Origin of the sequence: Citrobacter sp. L55 (genome assembly GCF_002850715.1) — a bacterium.
Classification (GTDB): Bacteria; Pseudomonadota; Gammaproteobacteria; order Enterobacterales; family Enterobacteriaceae; genus Citrobacter; species Citrobacter braakii.
Map to the genome: position 1 here is coordinate 551,433 of NZ_KZ559400.1, position 14,797 is coordinate 566,229.

The following is a 14,797-nucleotide window of genomic DNA, read 5'->3' on the forward strand; positions in this document are numbered from 1 at the left end:
TTAACGCCGGCCGTCTGGCCGGCGCTATCAACCAAACTAACACTCAGCGTCCATCCGGGCGCTCGCAGGGGTATTGTCCATGGCAGACACCACCGCATTTATCACTCTTGAGAATATCAGCAAACAATTCCCGGGCGTGCTGGCGCTGGATAACGTGAATCTGACGCTGAGAAAAGGCGAAGTTCACTGTCTGGCGGGTCAAAACGGCTGTGGTAAAAGTACCATTATTAAAGTGATCTCCGGAGTTTATCATCCGGAAAAAGGCGCGCAGATTTTACTCGATGGCAAATTGTTCCATCACCTGACGCCGCAGCTCTCTTCCCATTATGGCATTCAGGTTATTTATCAGGACCTGTCGTTGTTCCCTAACTTTAGCGTCGCGGAGAATATCGCGGTCAACCGCTATCTGCCCGGTGGCGATATCTGGGTACGTCGTGGCGCCATGAAGCAGCAGGCGCTGGCAGCCATGAAGCGCATCGGTGTGAACATCGATCCCGATAAAAAGGTTGAAAAACTCTCGATTGCCGACCGACAACTGGTCGCCATTTGCCGGGCGATTGCCGCCGACGCGCGTCTGGTGATTATGGACGAGCCCACCGCCTCACTAACCCGTCAGGAGGTTAATGGCCTGCTACGGGTCGTTAACGAACTAAAAGCTGCCGGAATTTGTGTAGTGTTTGTCAGCCACCGTCTGGATGAAGTGATGGAAGTGGCTGACCGCATCAGCGTGATGCGCGACGGCAAACTGGTGGGCACTTATCCTGCCAGCGAACTCGACAGCCACGAGCTGGCTTTCCTGATGACCGGACAACGCTTCCACTATAGCCCGCTGCCGGAAAGACCCGCTATTGAGCAAGAGCCCCTGCTGGAGCTGCGCAACCTCAGCCGCAGAGGCAAATACCAAAACATTAATCTGTCGCTGCACGGCGGCGAGATTGTCTCCATTGTGGGCCTGCTGGGCGCCGGACGCACCGAACTTTGTCTGAGCCTGTTTGGCATGACGCACCCAGAAAGCGGTGAGATTCGCATTAACGGCCAGCCGGTCACTCTTCGCAATAACCATGATGCCATCAAACATGGGATCGGCTACGTCTCAGAAGATCGCCTGACGCAGGGGCTGATCATGGAGCAGTCGATCTACGACAACACCATCGTCACGGTGTTTGATCAACTGCATACTGGCAGCGGCCTGCTCGATCACCGTAAAGCGCAAAAGCTGGTCGCCGATTTGATCCGCGAGCTGAATATCAAAGTGTCCGATCCACACCTGCCGGTTAAAACCCTTTCCGGCGGTAATGCCCAGCGTATCGCCATTGCCAAATGGGTGGCGACTAATCCCCGCATCCTGATCCTCGACTCCCCTACCGTAGGCGTAGATATCGCCAACAAAGAGGGTATTTACCAGATAGCCCGCGATCTGGCGGAACAGGGTATGGCGGTGCTGATGATTTGCGATGAAATCCCGGAAGCGTATTACAACAGCCACCGCGTGCTGGTGATGCGTCGCGGCAAGCTGGTGGCGGAATTTAATCCTCATCAGTGCCGTGAAGAGGAGATTGCTGAAGTGGTCGAGGTAATCAATGAATAAGATGCATCTCTCCCGTTTAATCGGGCAACATGAGTTTTGGCTGGGCCTGCTGGTTGTGGCCCTTGCCGTTGGGCTGAGCATCAGCACCGATGAGTTCTTGTCTTTGGGGAACCTGACGGATGTGGCTACCAGCTATGCGATTCTCGGCATCCTTGCCTGCGGGCTGTTTGTGGTACTGATTTCCGGCGGGATCGACATCTCATTTCCGGCGATGACCGCGATAGCCCAGTATGCGATGGCCAGTTGGGTTATTGGCCACGGCGGCAACTTCGCGCTGGCATTAATCATCGCAATTGCGGTGGGTCTGCTGCTGGGACTTATTAATGGCTTCCTGGTCTACTGGCTGCGCGTTCCGGCCATCATCATTACCATCGCCACGTTGAACGTTTACTACGGTCTGCTGGTGTACGCCACCAAAGGCACCTGGCTGTACGGCTTTCCGGACTGGTTTATGAACGGCATCAATTGGTTCTCCTTCACCGCGGCGGATGGCTACGACTACGGCTTGACACTGCCCCTGCTGTGCCTTGCGGCTGTGATCATCTTTACCGCCGTGCTGATGAACTATACCCGTCTTGGCCGTCAGGTTTACGCCATGGGCGGTAATCGTGATGCGGCCTCGCGCCTGGGGCTGAATCTGCTGAAGCTGCATTTCTACGTGTATGGCTACATGGGCATTCTGGCAGGCGTTGCCGCCGTGGTTCAGGCGCAAATCACCCAGTCAGTTGCGCCCAATTCGCTGCTCGGCTTTGAGTTGACGGTGCTGGCGGCGGTCGTGCTCGGCGGAACCAGCATGAGCGGCGGACGCGGCACATTAACCGGAACCCTGCTCGGCGTGGTCCTGCTGGCCTTCTTACAAAATGGCCTGACGCTGCTCAGCGTCTCCTCTTACTGGCACACCGTGTTCAGCGGCGCCATTATCCTGGTCAGCATTAGCGCCACGGCCTGGAACGAAAAACGCAAACTGGCAAGGGAGCTTTGAGATGAAAACAATCGCCAGATTTTTACCCGGTGATGCCATCATTCGTCTGCAATGCGTCATTATTGTGGTCGTCGCCCTGGTCTTCTCGGCCCTGCTCGGCAGCCGTTTTTTCAGCGTCGCTAACTTCCAGTCGATTGGCTCGCAACTGCCGATCCTTGGCATGCTGGCCCTCGGGATGGGCATGACCATGCTGACCGGCGGCATAAACCTGTCGATAATTGCAGGTGCGAATGCCTGCTCGCTGGTAATGGCGGCGATTATCGTCACCCATCCGGATAACCCGCTGTTTCTGGTGCTGGCGCTGCTGGCAGGCGCTGCCGTGGCGGTCGCAATCGGTACGCTCAACGGCGCGCTGATTGCCTGGGTCGGGGTTTCGCCGATTCTCGCCACGCTCGGCACGATGACGCTTATCTCCGGGCTGAATATTCTGCTTTCCAATGGGACAGTGATTTCCGGTTTCCCGACCGCCATTCAATATCTTGGTAACGCCACGATTGCCGGTATTCCGGTAGCGCTGCTGCTCTTTTTCCTGGTGGCAATCCTGCTGTGGGTACTGCTGGAGCACACCACGCTTGGGCGCAGTCTGTATCTCGTGGGTTCCAATGAACAGGCTACCCGCTACAGCGGCGTAAATACCGTCCGGGTACAAATTTCCGTGTACGTGATTTCTGCCCTGCTCGGCTGGGTCGCCGCCATTCTGATGATGGCGAAATTCAACTCGGCAAAAGCCGGATACGGTGAGTCATACCTGCTGGTCACCATCCTTGCCTCTGTCCTCGGCGGCATCAACCCGGATGGCGGTTTCGGGCGCATTATCGGCCTGGTACTGGCGCTGATTGTGCTGCAAATGCTGGAAAGCGGCCTTAACTTGCTGGGGGTCAGCAGCTATCTGACGATGGCGCTGTGGGGCGCGGTGCTGATCCTCTTTATCGCATTACAGAATCGTAAAGCCTGATTTCAGGAGAAAAAATTATGGCAAGTTACTTTATTGGTGTGGATGTCGGAACCGGAAGCGCCCGTGCCGGCGTGTTTGATCTCAACGGCAGAATGGTCGGCCAGGCCAGTCGGGCTATCGAGATTTACCGCCCGCAGGCCGATTTTGTTGAGCAGTCTTCCGATAACATCTGGCAGGCGGTGTGTAACGCGGTTCGCGATGCGATTAACCAGTCAGATATCAACCCAATCCAGGTGAAAGGTCTGGGCTTTGACGCTACCTGCTCACTGGTGGTGCTGGATAAAGAAGGTAAACCGCTGACCATCAGCCCGTCCGGGCGCAGCGAACAGAACATCATTGTGTGGATGGATCACCGCGCCATTACCCAGGCTGAACGCATTAACGCCCTGCATCATCGGGTGCTGGACTACGTTGGCGGCATTATCTCCCCGGAAATGCAAACGCCCAAGCTGCTGTGGCTGAAGCAGCATATGCCCAATACCTGGGCCAATGCGGGTTACTACTTTGATCTGCCCGATTTCCTGACCTGGCGCGCAACAGGCGATGACACACGCTCATTGTGTTCGACAGTGTGTAAATGGACCTATATGGGCCATGAAGACAAATGGGATGCCAGCTATTTCCGCCAGATTGGGCTGGAAGACCTGCTGGAACATGATGCTGCCAAAATTGGTCGCTACGTGAAAACCATGGGTGAACCGCTCGGTCACGGGCTGTCCGCGCGCGCCGCCAGCGAAATGGGACTGATTCCGGGGACCGCGGTCAGCGTTTCGATAATCGATGCCCACGCCGGCACACTCGGTACGCTCGGCGCAAGCGGAGTTTCCGGCGAGGTGGCGGATTTTGACCGTCGTGTCGCGCTAATTGGTGGCACCTCCACCGGACACATGGCGATCTCCAAAGAGCCGCGCTTTATCGGCGGCGTCTGGGGCCCTTACTACTCAGCCGTACTGCCGGAATACTGGCTTAATGAAGGCGGACAATCAGCAACCGGGGCGTTAATCGACCACGTTATTCAGTCGCACCCGTGTTACGAAACCCTGCTGACGCAGGCTAAGTCTCAGGGACAAACCATTTATGAAGTGCTGAATGCGCTGCTGCGCAAAATGGCTGGTGAGCCGGAAGATATCGCCTTTTTGACCCGTGACATGCACATCCTGCCCTATTTCCACGGCAACCGCTCGCCGCGCGCTAACCCCACGCTCACGGGAGCAATCACCGGACTGAAGCTGTCCCGCACGCCGGAAGATATGGCGCTCCAGTACCTCGCAACCATCCAGGCCATTGCGCTGGGAACGCGCCATATCATTGAAACGATGAACCAAAGCGGCTACACCATCGATACGATTATGGCCAGCGGCGGCGGGACGAAAAACCCGATCTTCGTTCAGGAGCATGCCAACGCCACCGGTTGCGCCATGCTGCTGCCTGAAGAGAGCGAAGCCATGCTGCTGGGCGGCGCCATGATGGGGACTATCGCCGCAGGCGTGTTCGACACTTTCCCGGAAGCGATGTCGGCAATGAGCCGGATTGGTAAAACGGTCACCCCGCAGACCAATCGCATTAAGCAGTACTACGATCGCAAATATCGGGTATTCCACGAGATGTATCAGGATCATATGAAATACCGCCAACTGATGCAGGAGGACGCATGAGTGACTCCTGGTCTCAGGCCACCGACGTATTTCAGCTCTATAGCGATGCCCTCGCAGGTCTGGGACAGCATCTGACTGAACCGGTCTGGCAGTCGCTAATGGCGGAGCTGCGCGGTTGCCAGGGGAAAATCGTCGTCACTGGCGTCGGTACATCCGGTATTGCGGCGCGTAAAGTTGCGCACATGCTCGCCTGCGTGGAACGTCCGGCGATTTACCTCAACGCGACGGATGCGGCGCATGGCGATCTCGGTTTTTTACGCGCCGACGACCTGGTCATTATGCTATCACGCGGGGAAATTCGGATGAACTCACCCGACTGCTGCCCGGACTGGCTGCGAGAAATGTGCCCATCCTGAGCGTGACTGAAAACGCCGACTCAGCCATTGCTAAAGCGTCGAGGCTGGTGATTTCCACCGGCGTCCAGCGTGAGGCCGACCCGTTGAACATGTTGGCCACCACCTCAATTTTACTGGTCCTGGCTATCTTTGACGCCGCCTGCGCCTGTCTGATGAGCGAAAGCGGTTACTCAAAAGAGACGCTATTGTCTGTACATCCTGGCGGTGATGTGGGATTAACGCTGAGCCGCGAGCAGTAACACCAGACCGCGCATTTCCACTCGTCTTCTCAACCCGTCACCCTCAGGCGGGTTTTTTTTATGTCTCAATAGAAGATAAAACAGTGAAAAAGCCAGTTAACGCGCTGCGTTCCACTCCTGCTATCTGTTCCGCACGTTAAAAATTCTGTGACGCTCTCCAGCATTCCTGGTGGAAAGCATTCCATTCTCCAAATCTATGAGCAAACTTTAGCTATTCTTATCAAACATACTTACGGGAGATCCTACAGATGATGTCAACGCTTGCTCCACCATCTGTACTTTCCGCTCCCCAGCGCCGTTGCCAGGTGCTGCTGACGCTTTTCCTGCCAGGGCAAATCGCTACAGCTCAAACCTTCAGTCGCCTCAATGGCGTTGATGATGCCACTGTTGAGGAAGATATTATTGGCGCAGGACTCGAAATCCAGCGCTATCACCGACTCGCGATTACCACCGCGCTGAATGGCGGCTATACGATCGAAGGGACCCCGCTAAATCAGCGCCTGTGTCTGTTGCAGTGGCTGCGCCGCGGTCTGCGGATCTGCCCGACTTTCATCGCCCAGCATTTCACACCCGCATTAAAAATGGCGCTGAAACAACAAGGTATCGCGCGTACGCTGTATGACGACACCAATCTGCATGCGCTCATTAATCTGTGCTCCCGGCGCTTGCAGAAGCCGTTTGAGTACCGTGACATCCAGTTCCTGCGCCTGTATTTACAGTATTGTCTGCTACAGCATCACGCGGGAGTCACCCCGGAATTTAATCCGCTCCAGCAACGCTGGGCGCAATCCTGCGCAGAGTATCCGCTCGCGGAGGAAATTGGCCGCCACTGGCAGCGCCACGTCATGCAGAGTGCGCCGCCGGGCGAATCGCTGTTTATGGCGTTGTTGTTCTCAATGCTCCGTATCCCCGACCCTGTGCGCGATAACCACCAGCAGGATCGTCGCCTGCGTCTTGCTATTGCACGGCTGGTGCTGCGTTTTCGCGAGTATGGCAATGTACGCTTCAGCGATGAGCAAGGACTGAACGATCAGCTGTATATTCACCTTGCCCAGGCGCTTAACCGCAGCGTGTTTGCCATTGGCATAGATAACACGCTGCCGGAGGAGTTCAGCCGACTTTATCCCCGTCTGGTTCGTACTACCCGCGAGGCGATACATGGCTTCGAAGCGGAGTACGATGTGCAGTTTTCAGAAGAAGAGATCGGGCTGGTCGCCGTTATTTTCGGTGCCTGGCTGATGCAGGAGAAGGATTTGCACGAGAAGCAGATTATCCTGCTGACCGGCAACAATGAACAACTTGAAACGCATATTGAGCAACAGCTGCGCGAACTGACGCTGCTGCCGCTCAACGTAAAACATATGCCGATGCAGGACTTTCAAAAACAGGGTACACCGCGCGGAGTCACGCTGATTATTACGCCGTATACCACGCCGCTGCCGCTGTTTTCTCCGCCGTTGATTCATGCGGATCTGGCACTTACGCCGCATCAGCAGCAGCAGATCCGCAAAATCCTCGAATCATAACATTGCAGGCTGCGCCACCACCTTCGGGCGCAGAAAGATTGCCGGTAGCGCCACCAGCGCCATCACCCAGAATACGCCGTTGCCCAGATTCTGGTACAGGTAGCCTGCGAATACGGTCATGATGGCGATGCTGCCGCCCATCGCCACCGCAGAATACACCGCCTGCAAACGTATCACTTCGCTGCCCTGGCGCGTCGCGATATAGCGCATTGCCGCCAGGTGGCAGACGGTAAAGGTTCCGCAATGGAGGATTTGCACCACAATCAGCCACGGTAGCTCAGTGCTCCAGCCCATCAACCCCCAACGCGCCACGCCGCAAACGGCGGAAAGCAGCAGCAAATCGCGCGCGCTAAAGCGGCGGAACAGCTTGTGACTGAGCGCAAAAATAATTACTTCCGCCACCACGCCTAATGACCACAAATAGCCCACCGCCGAAGCGGAATATCCGGCAGACTGCCAGTAGATGGCGCTGAACCCGTAATAAGCGGCATGCGCACCTTGCAACAGACTCACGCAGGCAAGAAAACGCCAGCTTTGGGTTATCAACGCACGCCAGGCGGGCCATCCCGCGCTCTCCTGCTGACGGTTTTCCCCCGCTGGCTGCACGCTCGGGCGGATCATCATCCCCAATAGCATCGACGCGACGCCAAGCGACAGCAGGACCAGGATCACCCGATAGTCAAACAGGCTCACCAGCTTGCCAGTCAGCGCGGAGCCAATCACAAAGGCAACGGATCCCCACAGTCTTACCCGACCGTAGTCCATGGTTATCTGTTTTTGCCAGGTGTTGGCCAGCGCGTCGGTCAATGGCACCAGCGGCGAGAAAAACAGGTTAAAGCCGACCATCACCACCATCAGCCACGCCACGTTGGTGCCCGCCCAGAAGGCCAGCGCAAACACCAGCGTCAACAGCGCCAGAATACGTAAAGCGGAGATCAGACGAGAGGGATCGCTTACGCGCGGCGCAATCAGCAAACTGCCGAGAAAACGGGCAATCAGCCCCGCGCCCAGCAGTAAACCGATGGTTTCCGGCGTCAGCCCCAGCCCTTCGAGCCAGACGCTCCAGAAAGGCAGAAAAATACCGTAGCTAAAGAAGTAGGTGAAATAACCGAGCGCCAGCCAGCGCGTGGAATGCAAAGCCATGGGTCCTCCCGTTTTAGAAGCCCTAGTCTAATGACACAAGCCGCATTCTGAAGAGTACTACTGTTCACATTTACCAGATAATTGTGACAAACATCACTTTTAACCAACACTGTTGGCTATCCGAATCCACAATCATTTACACCTGTACAATTTTACAGCAGAAGATGTAATGGGATGAGTAAACAGGAATGCAAGGAAGGGAAAAATTAGCTAAAAAACACGCAACTAAATATCAAGGGCTTAATATCATCACGAGTATAATACTTAGCAAAAACATTCGTTATTATAATATTTCACCCCTCACTAATTTAATATTATTTAATACAATGACAGTTAATTTTCTTATTTTTAATAAATATAATCTGAAAACATCACGCCTTAACTTGCTTATGCACGAATATCGAATACCATCGCCCCGCAATTAATTTTAACCTGTATGTTTCCATAAATTTAATTGTCAATAGGTTTATCGGATAAGAGGGAATTTAATGAACAAAATTACAAAATCTATAGCAGTTAGCCTGATAGCACTTTCTGCGGGAAGCGCATGGGCGACAGATGGCACCATTGAATTTACGGGTGAAATTCTAACCAGCACCTGTGAGTTTTCTAATGGCGACGTCATCAAGGTGGAACTGGGTCACTACGCCGCCGCGCAGTTTAAAGAAATTGGCGACCGCTCCCCGGCGATTCCGGTTGATATTCCGTTAAAAAATTGCCCAACCACCACGTGGAAACACGTTGATGGTACAACGGACAACTCGTTCCAGCTGTGGCTGGAAACGCGCACAGGCAGCACCGTGACTGCGCCCGATCACGACGCTCTGGTCGCCGTTAGCGGCCTGGATACCGCCGCAACAGGCGTGGGTATCCGTATCGACAGAGCCAGCGACGGCAAGCAAATGTCACTGAATAAGCTCACCACGCCGAAAGTTAGTTTTACCCCGGACGCCAATGGCACCACTACCGTAGGGCTGCAAGCCTATTACGTCTCCACCGTTGATTCATCACTGATCACCCCTGGGGAAGCCAACGCCAACGTGGATGTCACCATAGACTACCGCTAATTCCCGTACGTCGTCTCTTTTCTTCCAGCAAGGACGGAAAGAGACGTTTTCTGACGTCTGGTTAAGGATGACTGTGATGAAAAAACACACTATTCTCGTATTATCGATGCTGCTTGGCGGCTGGGTCAGCCAGTGCCTCGCGGGTGGAATTGTGCTAGAGAGAACTCGCGTCATCTACGATGCCGGGAAAAAAGAGGCCGCCCTGCCGGTAGCTAACCGCAGCGAAAACCTGCCCTATTTATTACAGTCGTGGGTCGATAATGCGCAAGGAACGGCGCGTGGTCCTTTTATTATTACGCCACCGCTATTTCGTCTGGATTCGGGCAGCGATTCATCACTACGAATAATTAAATCATCTGAAAACATCATTAATAACAAAGAATCACTTTTCTTTATTAACGTCCGCGCGATCCCGGCAAAAAGCCAGTCTGCCGACAGCGATAATAATATGCTGACCCTGGTATTTAAAACGCGTATCAAACTGTTCTATCGGCCAGCCAATTTAACGGGTAAACCTTACGATGCCTATAAATCTCTCCAATATAAATATAGCAATAATAAGTTAGACATCTATAACCCATCGGCTTATCACGTCGTCTTTGCCGGTATTGCGCTCGGGAAAACCGATCTCACCAGTAAAATCGACTATATCGCTCCCGGCGAGCATAAACAGATCGAGGTTCCCGCTTCTGCAGGGAAAACGGTGCAGTGGGCAGCCATTAACGACTACGGCGGGGCCACCAAAACGGAAACCCGAACGCTGCAATAGCCGTACCCCATGTTGACCATACGATAATAGCTCTCAAGGAATGACAAGCGAAATGGTGCAATTAACACCGCATTTATTAACCACGAAACGGCTCTCTTTCTGGATACATTGCGCGATTGTCAGCGGATGCCTGAGCGCATGCCAGGCCTGGGCCAGCGATCTCTATTTTGACCCGGCGCTGCTGGAAACGGAGAAAAGTGGCCAGCGGGCAGTGGATCTCAACGTATTTTCTCAGAATAACGCCCAGCTCCCTGGTGAATATATTGTTGATATTTATATTAATAAAAAGAAAACGGTACAACGTACGCTGCCGTTCATCGCCGGTAAAGACCACCAGCTGATTCCTCAGTTCACCCTTGGGCAGCTACGTGAGTTAGGCTTTAAGATCGACAACTATCCGCAGCTTGCGGAGCAGGACAACCGTACGATAATTGCCGATCTGACGCAGGCCATCCCCGGCAGCGTCTCTCAGTTCGACTTCAACTATAGCCGGCTGAATCTCAGCGTGCCGCAGATTGCATTGTACCGCGACGCCCGCGGCTATATTGACCCCTCCCGCTGGGACGACGGTATGCCGGTGCTGTTTACCAACTACGCCTTTAGCGGCTCGCAGAACCAATACGACAGCGATAACACCCAGCGCCAGTATCTGAATATGCAAAACGGCGCCAATATCGGCCCCTGGCGGCTGCGCAATTATTCCACCTGGACGCACAACGATAACGACACACGCTGGGAGAGCATTAATAGCTGGTTGCAGCGGGATATCAAAAGTCTGAAATCGCAGTTGGTAATGGGCGAGAGTGCAACGGAAGGCACGGTATTCACCAGCTATCAGTTTACCGGCGTGCGGCTGTACTCCGATGAAACCATGCTGCCCAACAGCCAGCGCGGCTTTGCGCCGACCATTCGCGGTATCGCCAACTCCAGCGCTATCGTCACGGTACGGCAAAACGGCTACACCCTGTATCAAAGCAATGTCCCGGCCGGCGCTTTTGAAATCAACGACCTCTACCCCTCTTCCTTCAGCGGCGATTTAGACGTCACTATCGAAGAGGCCGACGGTAGCGTGCGGCACTTCGTCCAGCCGTTCTCCGCGCTACCGCAGATGCAGAGGCCGGGATATCTCAAATACAGCGCCACCGCCGGGCGCTTTCGCGCCGCCAGCTCGCAGGACAGCAACGAGCCGGAGTTCCTTGAAAGCACCGCCAGCTATGGCCTGAACAACGTGTTGACCCTGTACGGTGGCCTGAATGCCTCGCAGGACTATCGGGCGCTGGCGCTGGGTCTCGGCTCTACGCTCGGCGAACTTGGGGCGGTATCGATGGATGTCAGCCGTGCGAATACCCAGCTTGATAACGATGAAAACTATCACGGCTACAGCTGGCGTACCCAGTACATCAAAGATCTACCGGAAAGCGGCACCAGCGTGTCAGTAAGCTACTATCGCTACACCAGCAGCGGTTATTTCAACTTCTCCGACGCCAACCAGAAGGACATCAGCGCCGACGACCGCCTGCGCGATGAAGCTCAGTTCACCGTCAGCCAGTCGCTGTTTTCTGGTATCAGCTTCTACGCCTCCGGCTCGCAGCAGAAGTACTGGGATCGCGGGGGGCAGGATAAAAACCTGTCCATCGGCCTGAACGGCAATCTATGGGGCGTGAGCTATAACCTCAGCGGCCAGTTCACCGATTCGCAGGACAGCGACAACGATCGGACGCTGTCGCTCAGCCTGAGCGTACCACTGGATCGCTGGCTGTCGCATGCGCGGGCAACCTGGCGCACCACCGATCAACGCGATCGCGCCACACAGCACGAAGTGGGTATCAACGGCTCGCTGCTGGAAGACCGTCGACTGAGCTATAGCCTCAAACAGCGGCAAAGCGAAGGCGGCGGCGGTGATAGCAGCAGCCTGTACGGCAGCTATCGCTCTGCCTATGGCACCATGAATGCGGGCTACGACTACAGCAGCGATAGCCAGCAGATGAGCTACGGCCTCTCCGGCGGTATTGTCGCCCATCCCCACGGCGTGACGCTGTCGCAGCCGCTGGGTAATGCCTTTGCGCTGATTGACGCCAACGGCGCGGCAGGTATCCGGGTGAAAAACTATCCGGGCATCGCCACCGACTATTTTGGCTATGCCATTATCCCCTATCTGACCGCGTATCAGGAAAACGCCATCTCTCTCGATACCACTATGATGCCGGATAATGTCGATGTGACCGAAACCGTGCGTACCGTGGTGCCTAATCGCGGTGCCGCCGTAACGGCGCACTTTATTGCCCAGACAGGCTACCGCGTGCTGTTGAAACTCACCGATGCGCGAGGGAATGCGCTGCCCTTCGGCGCAGTAGCCAGCAGCCAGACGCAGCAAAGCATCGTCGATGAAGGCGGCGTGCTGTATATCACCGGCGTGAACAATCAGCCGCAGAGGTGGTCCGTGCGCTGGGGCAATCAGCCTGATCAACAGTGCCAGTTTACCTTCAGCCTGCAGGAAGATGCCGCTCGCAGCGCCGCAATACATAATGGGAACGCACTATGTCAATAAAGAATTCGTGGATGAAAAATGGGATTGCCGCCGCGTTGCTGGTGCTATCTATCGCCCCGCTCTACGCGGCGAACGGGTCCTGCGCCGCAGCAGGTCGCTTTAACGCCGATGTCTCCAGCGACTGGACACAAGCCCAGAACGTCGCCGGAACCTCGCTGGAGCTGCCGACACCGCTCTCGGGCGGTGCCTATCAAATTGATTGTGACTGTGGCGCGGGTAGCAGAGTGGCGCTGTTCTATACGGTCACCAGCGCGCTACCCGGAATCGGTCAACTCAGCGGCTTTTACCATCTGAATGATAATCTGGATATTAAAACCGAAGTTGACGATATTCCCGGCGCCACAGCCGTCTTACCGACAAACCGTGACCCATTGAGAGAAAATGGCTCGTATGAAATAAACAACCCCAAAGGCAGCGTGTGTACCGACGATCCGGCGGAGAATCGCGCCGCGCCGGTGACGATAGGCGCACGTACCCGTTTTACGCTGTACGTCACCAAACCCTTCTTAGGTGAACTGGTGATTCCAGATACCCTAATCGCCTCCGTACGGGCCGGATGGAGCACGACGACCTCCCCTCCGTCAATGAACAGCCTGGGAGATATCGCCGAACTGCGCATCCAGGGGAGCATTACCGTGCCTCAGGACTGTAAAATCAACCAGGGCGACGTCATTCAGGTCGATCTCGGTTATATCAACACCAGCCGTTTCACTACCCGTAATGAGATGCCGGACGGCTATACACCAGTCAATTTTGATATTGTCTACGACTGTGGCGATACATCAAGCATCAACAATAAGATGGAAATGAGGATTGATGGCGATGATCTGCTTGATCAGTACACGTTAGTCGCCCGCCGCCGGGAGGCCGATAATACCCCGGACATCGGCGTGAGAATGGCTCGTATCGACGACACCCACATCAATATCCCGTTCACAAATGGGTTAATCGGTATCCATCCTTCCGGCTGGGGGGTCATCAGCCTGGAGGCATGGCCGATCAATCTCCTCGGTGGAACGCCAGCCCCAGGTAAATTTAGCGGTACAGCCACGATTACCGTTCTCGTGAAATAGCGCTTTACTCTATCCTCTGGCGTTGTGCCAGTTCGATGAATTGCTGCAGGGCGGGCTTTAGCTCGCCCTTCTTCCATGCCATCAACAATGCCAGCGTTGGCGCTTCACCGACGATTGGCCGAAAAACCACCTGCCCGGTATTAAAATTATTCATATAACCGGGTATCAAAGTCACCCCCAGCCCCATGCCGACCAGATTCATGGTCACCAGTATATTGGTCGCTACCTGCACAATATTGGGCTGGCTTTCCTGCTGCTGAAACCAGTTTTTGACAATCATCGCTAGCGCCCCGGAATAAGCGGGATCGGTACTGACAAAATTTACGCCATGCAGCTGTTCTGCGGAGATAGCTTGCTCATTGGCTAACGGATGATTCACCGGTAACACCACGACCAGCGGCTCATGAATCAGCTCCAGATAATCCAGCTCCGGGCTGTACACCGGGTGACGCATTAAGCCCACGTCCAGTTCTCCGTTGAGGATCCTTTCTTCCTGTTCGGTGGTTATCAGGCTTACCAGCTCAATGTGTGTATCCGGTTGTTTTAAACGAAATAAGGGCAGCACCTTCGGTAGCAAATTCACCTCAGCGGAAGGGACAAAACCAATAGCGAAATGATTATCTTCCTGCCCCGTTTTACGGGCGCGAACTTTGGCATTTTCCGCCTGCTCAAGGATCGCCAGCGCATCCTGTAAAAAGCACTCCCCGGCCGCCGTCAGCGCAACTTTTCGCTTGTCCCGCACCAGTAACGGAACGCCCACGCAGGTTTCCAGATCGCGGATCTGGCTGCTTAACGACGGCTGAGAGGTATGCAGCTTTTCTGCCGCCCGGGTGAAATTCAGCGCCTGCGCCACCGCCACAAAATAGCGTAAGTGCCTCAGTTCCATGCCCTTCTCC

General features: G+C 54.8%; 11 protein-coding genes and 1 pseudogene. 10 read left to right on the top strand and 2 right to left on the bottom strand.

Translation table 11 applies throughout. The annotated features are described in order from the left end of the window. Nucleotides 1-79: 79 nt before the first annotated feature. From B9P82_RS07080 to csiE, 6 genes and pseudogenes are all read left to right on the top strand, one after another. Nucleotides 80-1,588 carry a sugar ABC transporter ATP-binding protein gene (locus B9P82_RS07080; protein ID WP_047358245.1) on the top strand — a complete coding sequence of 503 codons (1,509 nt, stop codon included), beginning with the start codon at nt 80-82 and terminating at the stop codon, nt 1,586-1,588. Further along, complete coding sequence (locus tag B9P82_RS07085; RefSeq protein ID WP_008785467.1) at nt 1,581-2,570, top strand: ABC transporter permease; 990 nt, start codon at nt 1,581-1,583, stop codon at nt 2,568-2,570. The genes B9P82_RS07080 and B9P82_RS07085 overlap by 8 nt, the downstream gene beginning before the upstream one ends. A 1-nt stretch (nt 2,571) precedes the next feature. After that, entirely contained in the window at nt 2,572-3,525 is a 954-nt protein-coding gene (locus tag B9P82_RS07090; protein WP_003037658.1) for an ABC transporter permease, read from the top strand. A 17-nt stretch (nt 3,526-3,542) separates the two neighbouring features. Further along, nucleotides 3,543-5,180: an FGGY-family carbohydrate kinase gene (locus tag B9P82_RS07095; RefSeq protein ID WP_003847100.1), complete on the top strand. Its 1,638-nt coding sequence runs from the start codon at nt 3,543-3,545 to the stop codon at nt 5,178-5,180. Continuing rightward, nucleotides 5,177-5,775, top strand: a pseudogene (locus B9P82_RS07100) (SIS domain-containing protein). Before B9P82_RS07095 ends, B9P82_RS07100 begins: the two are co-directional and overlap by 4 nt. Nucleotides 5,776-6,023: 248 nt before the next feature. Next, the gene (csiE, locus tag B9P82_RS07105) at nt 6,024-7,301 is read left to right on the top strand and encodes a stationary phase inducible protein CsiE (RefSeq protein ID WP_101700132.1); all 1,278 of its coding nucleotides are present in this window, start codon (nt 6,024-6,026) and stop codon (nt 7,299-7,301) included. On the opposite strand, the gene B9P82_RS07110 is transcribed toward csiE, so the two are convergent. Then, complete coding sequence (locus tag B9P82_RS07110; RefSeq protein WP_101700133.1) at nt 7,296-8,444, bottom strand: 3-phenylpropionate MFS transporter; 1,149 nt, start codon at nt 8,442-8,444, stop codon at nt 7,296-7,298. The genes csiE and B9P82_RS07110 overlap by 6 nt on opposite strands. 488 nt (nt 8,445-8,932) lie before the next feature. Between B9P82_RS07110 and B9P82_RS07115 the strand changes: the two genes are divergently transcribed. The 4 genes from B9P82_RS07115 (at nt 8,933) to B9P82_RS07130 (ending at nt 13,901) form a co-directional block, all read left to right on the top strand. Further along, nucleotides 8,933-9,511, top strand: coding sequence for a fimbrial protein (locus B9P82_RS07115; RefSeq protein ID WP_049270012.1), 579 nt, complete (start codon nt 8,933-8,935; stop codon nt 9,509-9,511). 76 nt (nt 9,512-9,587) lie between these two features. Then, complete coding sequence (locus B9P82_RS07120) at nt 9,588-10,280, top strand: fimbrial biogenesis chaperone (RefSeq protein WP_049041542.1); 693 nt, start codon at nt 9,588-9,590, stop codon at nt 10,278-10,280. Between the two features lie 52 nt (nt 10,281-10,332). Beyond that, nucleotides 10,333-12,828: a fimbria/pilus outer membrane usher protein gene (locus B9P82_RS07125; protein ID WP_101700134.1), complete on the top strand. Its 2,496-nt coding sequence runs from the start codon at nt 10,333-10,335 to the stop codon at nt 12,826-12,828. Further along, on the top strand, nt 12,819-13,901 hold the full coding sequence (locus B9P82_RS07130; protein ID WP_101700135.1) for a fimbrial protein: 1,083 nt from the start codon (nt 12,819-12,821) through the stop codon (nt 13,899-13,901). The genes B9P82_RS07125 and B9P82_RS07130 overlap by 10 nt, the downstream gene beginning before the upstream one ends. A 4-nt stretch (nt 13,902-13,905) precedes the next feature. Here B9P82_RS07130 and hcaR read toward each other — a convergent pair whose 3' ends face one another. Beyond that, on the bottom strand, nt 13,906-14,787 hold the full coding sequence (gene hcaR, locus B9P82_RS07135; RefSeq protein ID WP_019077393.1) for a DNA-binding transcriptional regulator HcaR: 882 nt from the start codon (nt 14,785-14,787) through the stop codon (nt 13,906-13,908). Between the last annotated feature and the right edge of the window lie 10 nt (nt 14,788-14,797).

What these genes read in the sequence shown, in the direction of transcription:
- B9P82_RS07080 (WP_047358245.1), top strand. Translation starts at nt 80, where the DNA reads ATGGCAGACACCACCGCATTTATCACTCTTGAGAATATCAGCAAACAA.
- B9P82_RS07085 (WP_008785467.1), top strand. Translation starts at nt 1,581, where the DNA reads ATGAATAAGATGCATCTCTCCCGTTTAATCGGGCAACATGAGTTTTGG.
- B9P82_RS07090 (WP_003037658.1), top strand. Translation starts at nt 2,572, where the DNA reads ATGAAAACAATCGCCAGATTTTTACCCGGTGATGCCATCATTCGTCTG.
- B9P82_RS07095 (WP_003847100.1), top strand. Translation starts at nt 3,543, where the DNA reads ATGGCAAGTTACTTTATTGGTGTGGATGTCGGAACCGGAAGCGCCCGT.
- csiE (WP_101700132.1), top strand. Translation starts at nt 6,024, where the DNA reads ATGATGTCAACGCTTGCTCCACCATCTGTACTTTCCGCTCCCCAGCGC.
- B9P82_RS07110 (WP_101700133.1), bottom strand. Translation starts at nt 8,444, where the DNA reads ATGGCTTTGCATTCCACGCGCTGGCTGGCGCTCGGTTATTTCACCTAC.
- B9P82_RS07115 (WP_049270012.1), top strand. Translation starts at nt 8,933, where the DNA reads ATGAACAAAATTACAAAATCTATAGCAGTTAGCCTGATAGCACTTTCT.
- B9P82_RS07120 (WP_049041542.1), top strand. Translation starts at nt 9,588, where the DNA reads ATGAAAAAACACACTATTCTCGTATTATCGATGCTGCTTGGCGGCTGG.
- B9P82_RS07125 (WP_101700134.1), top strand. Translation starts at nt 10,333, where the DNA reads ATGGTGCAATTAACACCGCATTTATTAACCACGAAACGGCTCTCTTTC.
- B9P82_RS07130 (WP_101700135.1), top strand. Translation starts at nt 12,819, where the DNA reads ATGTCAATAAAGAATTCGTGGATGAAAAATGGGATTGCCGCCGCGTTG.
- hcaR (WP_019077393.1), bottom strand. Translation starts at nt 14,787, where the DNA reads ATGGAACTGAGGCACTTACGCTATTTTGTGGCGGTGGCGCAGGCGCTG.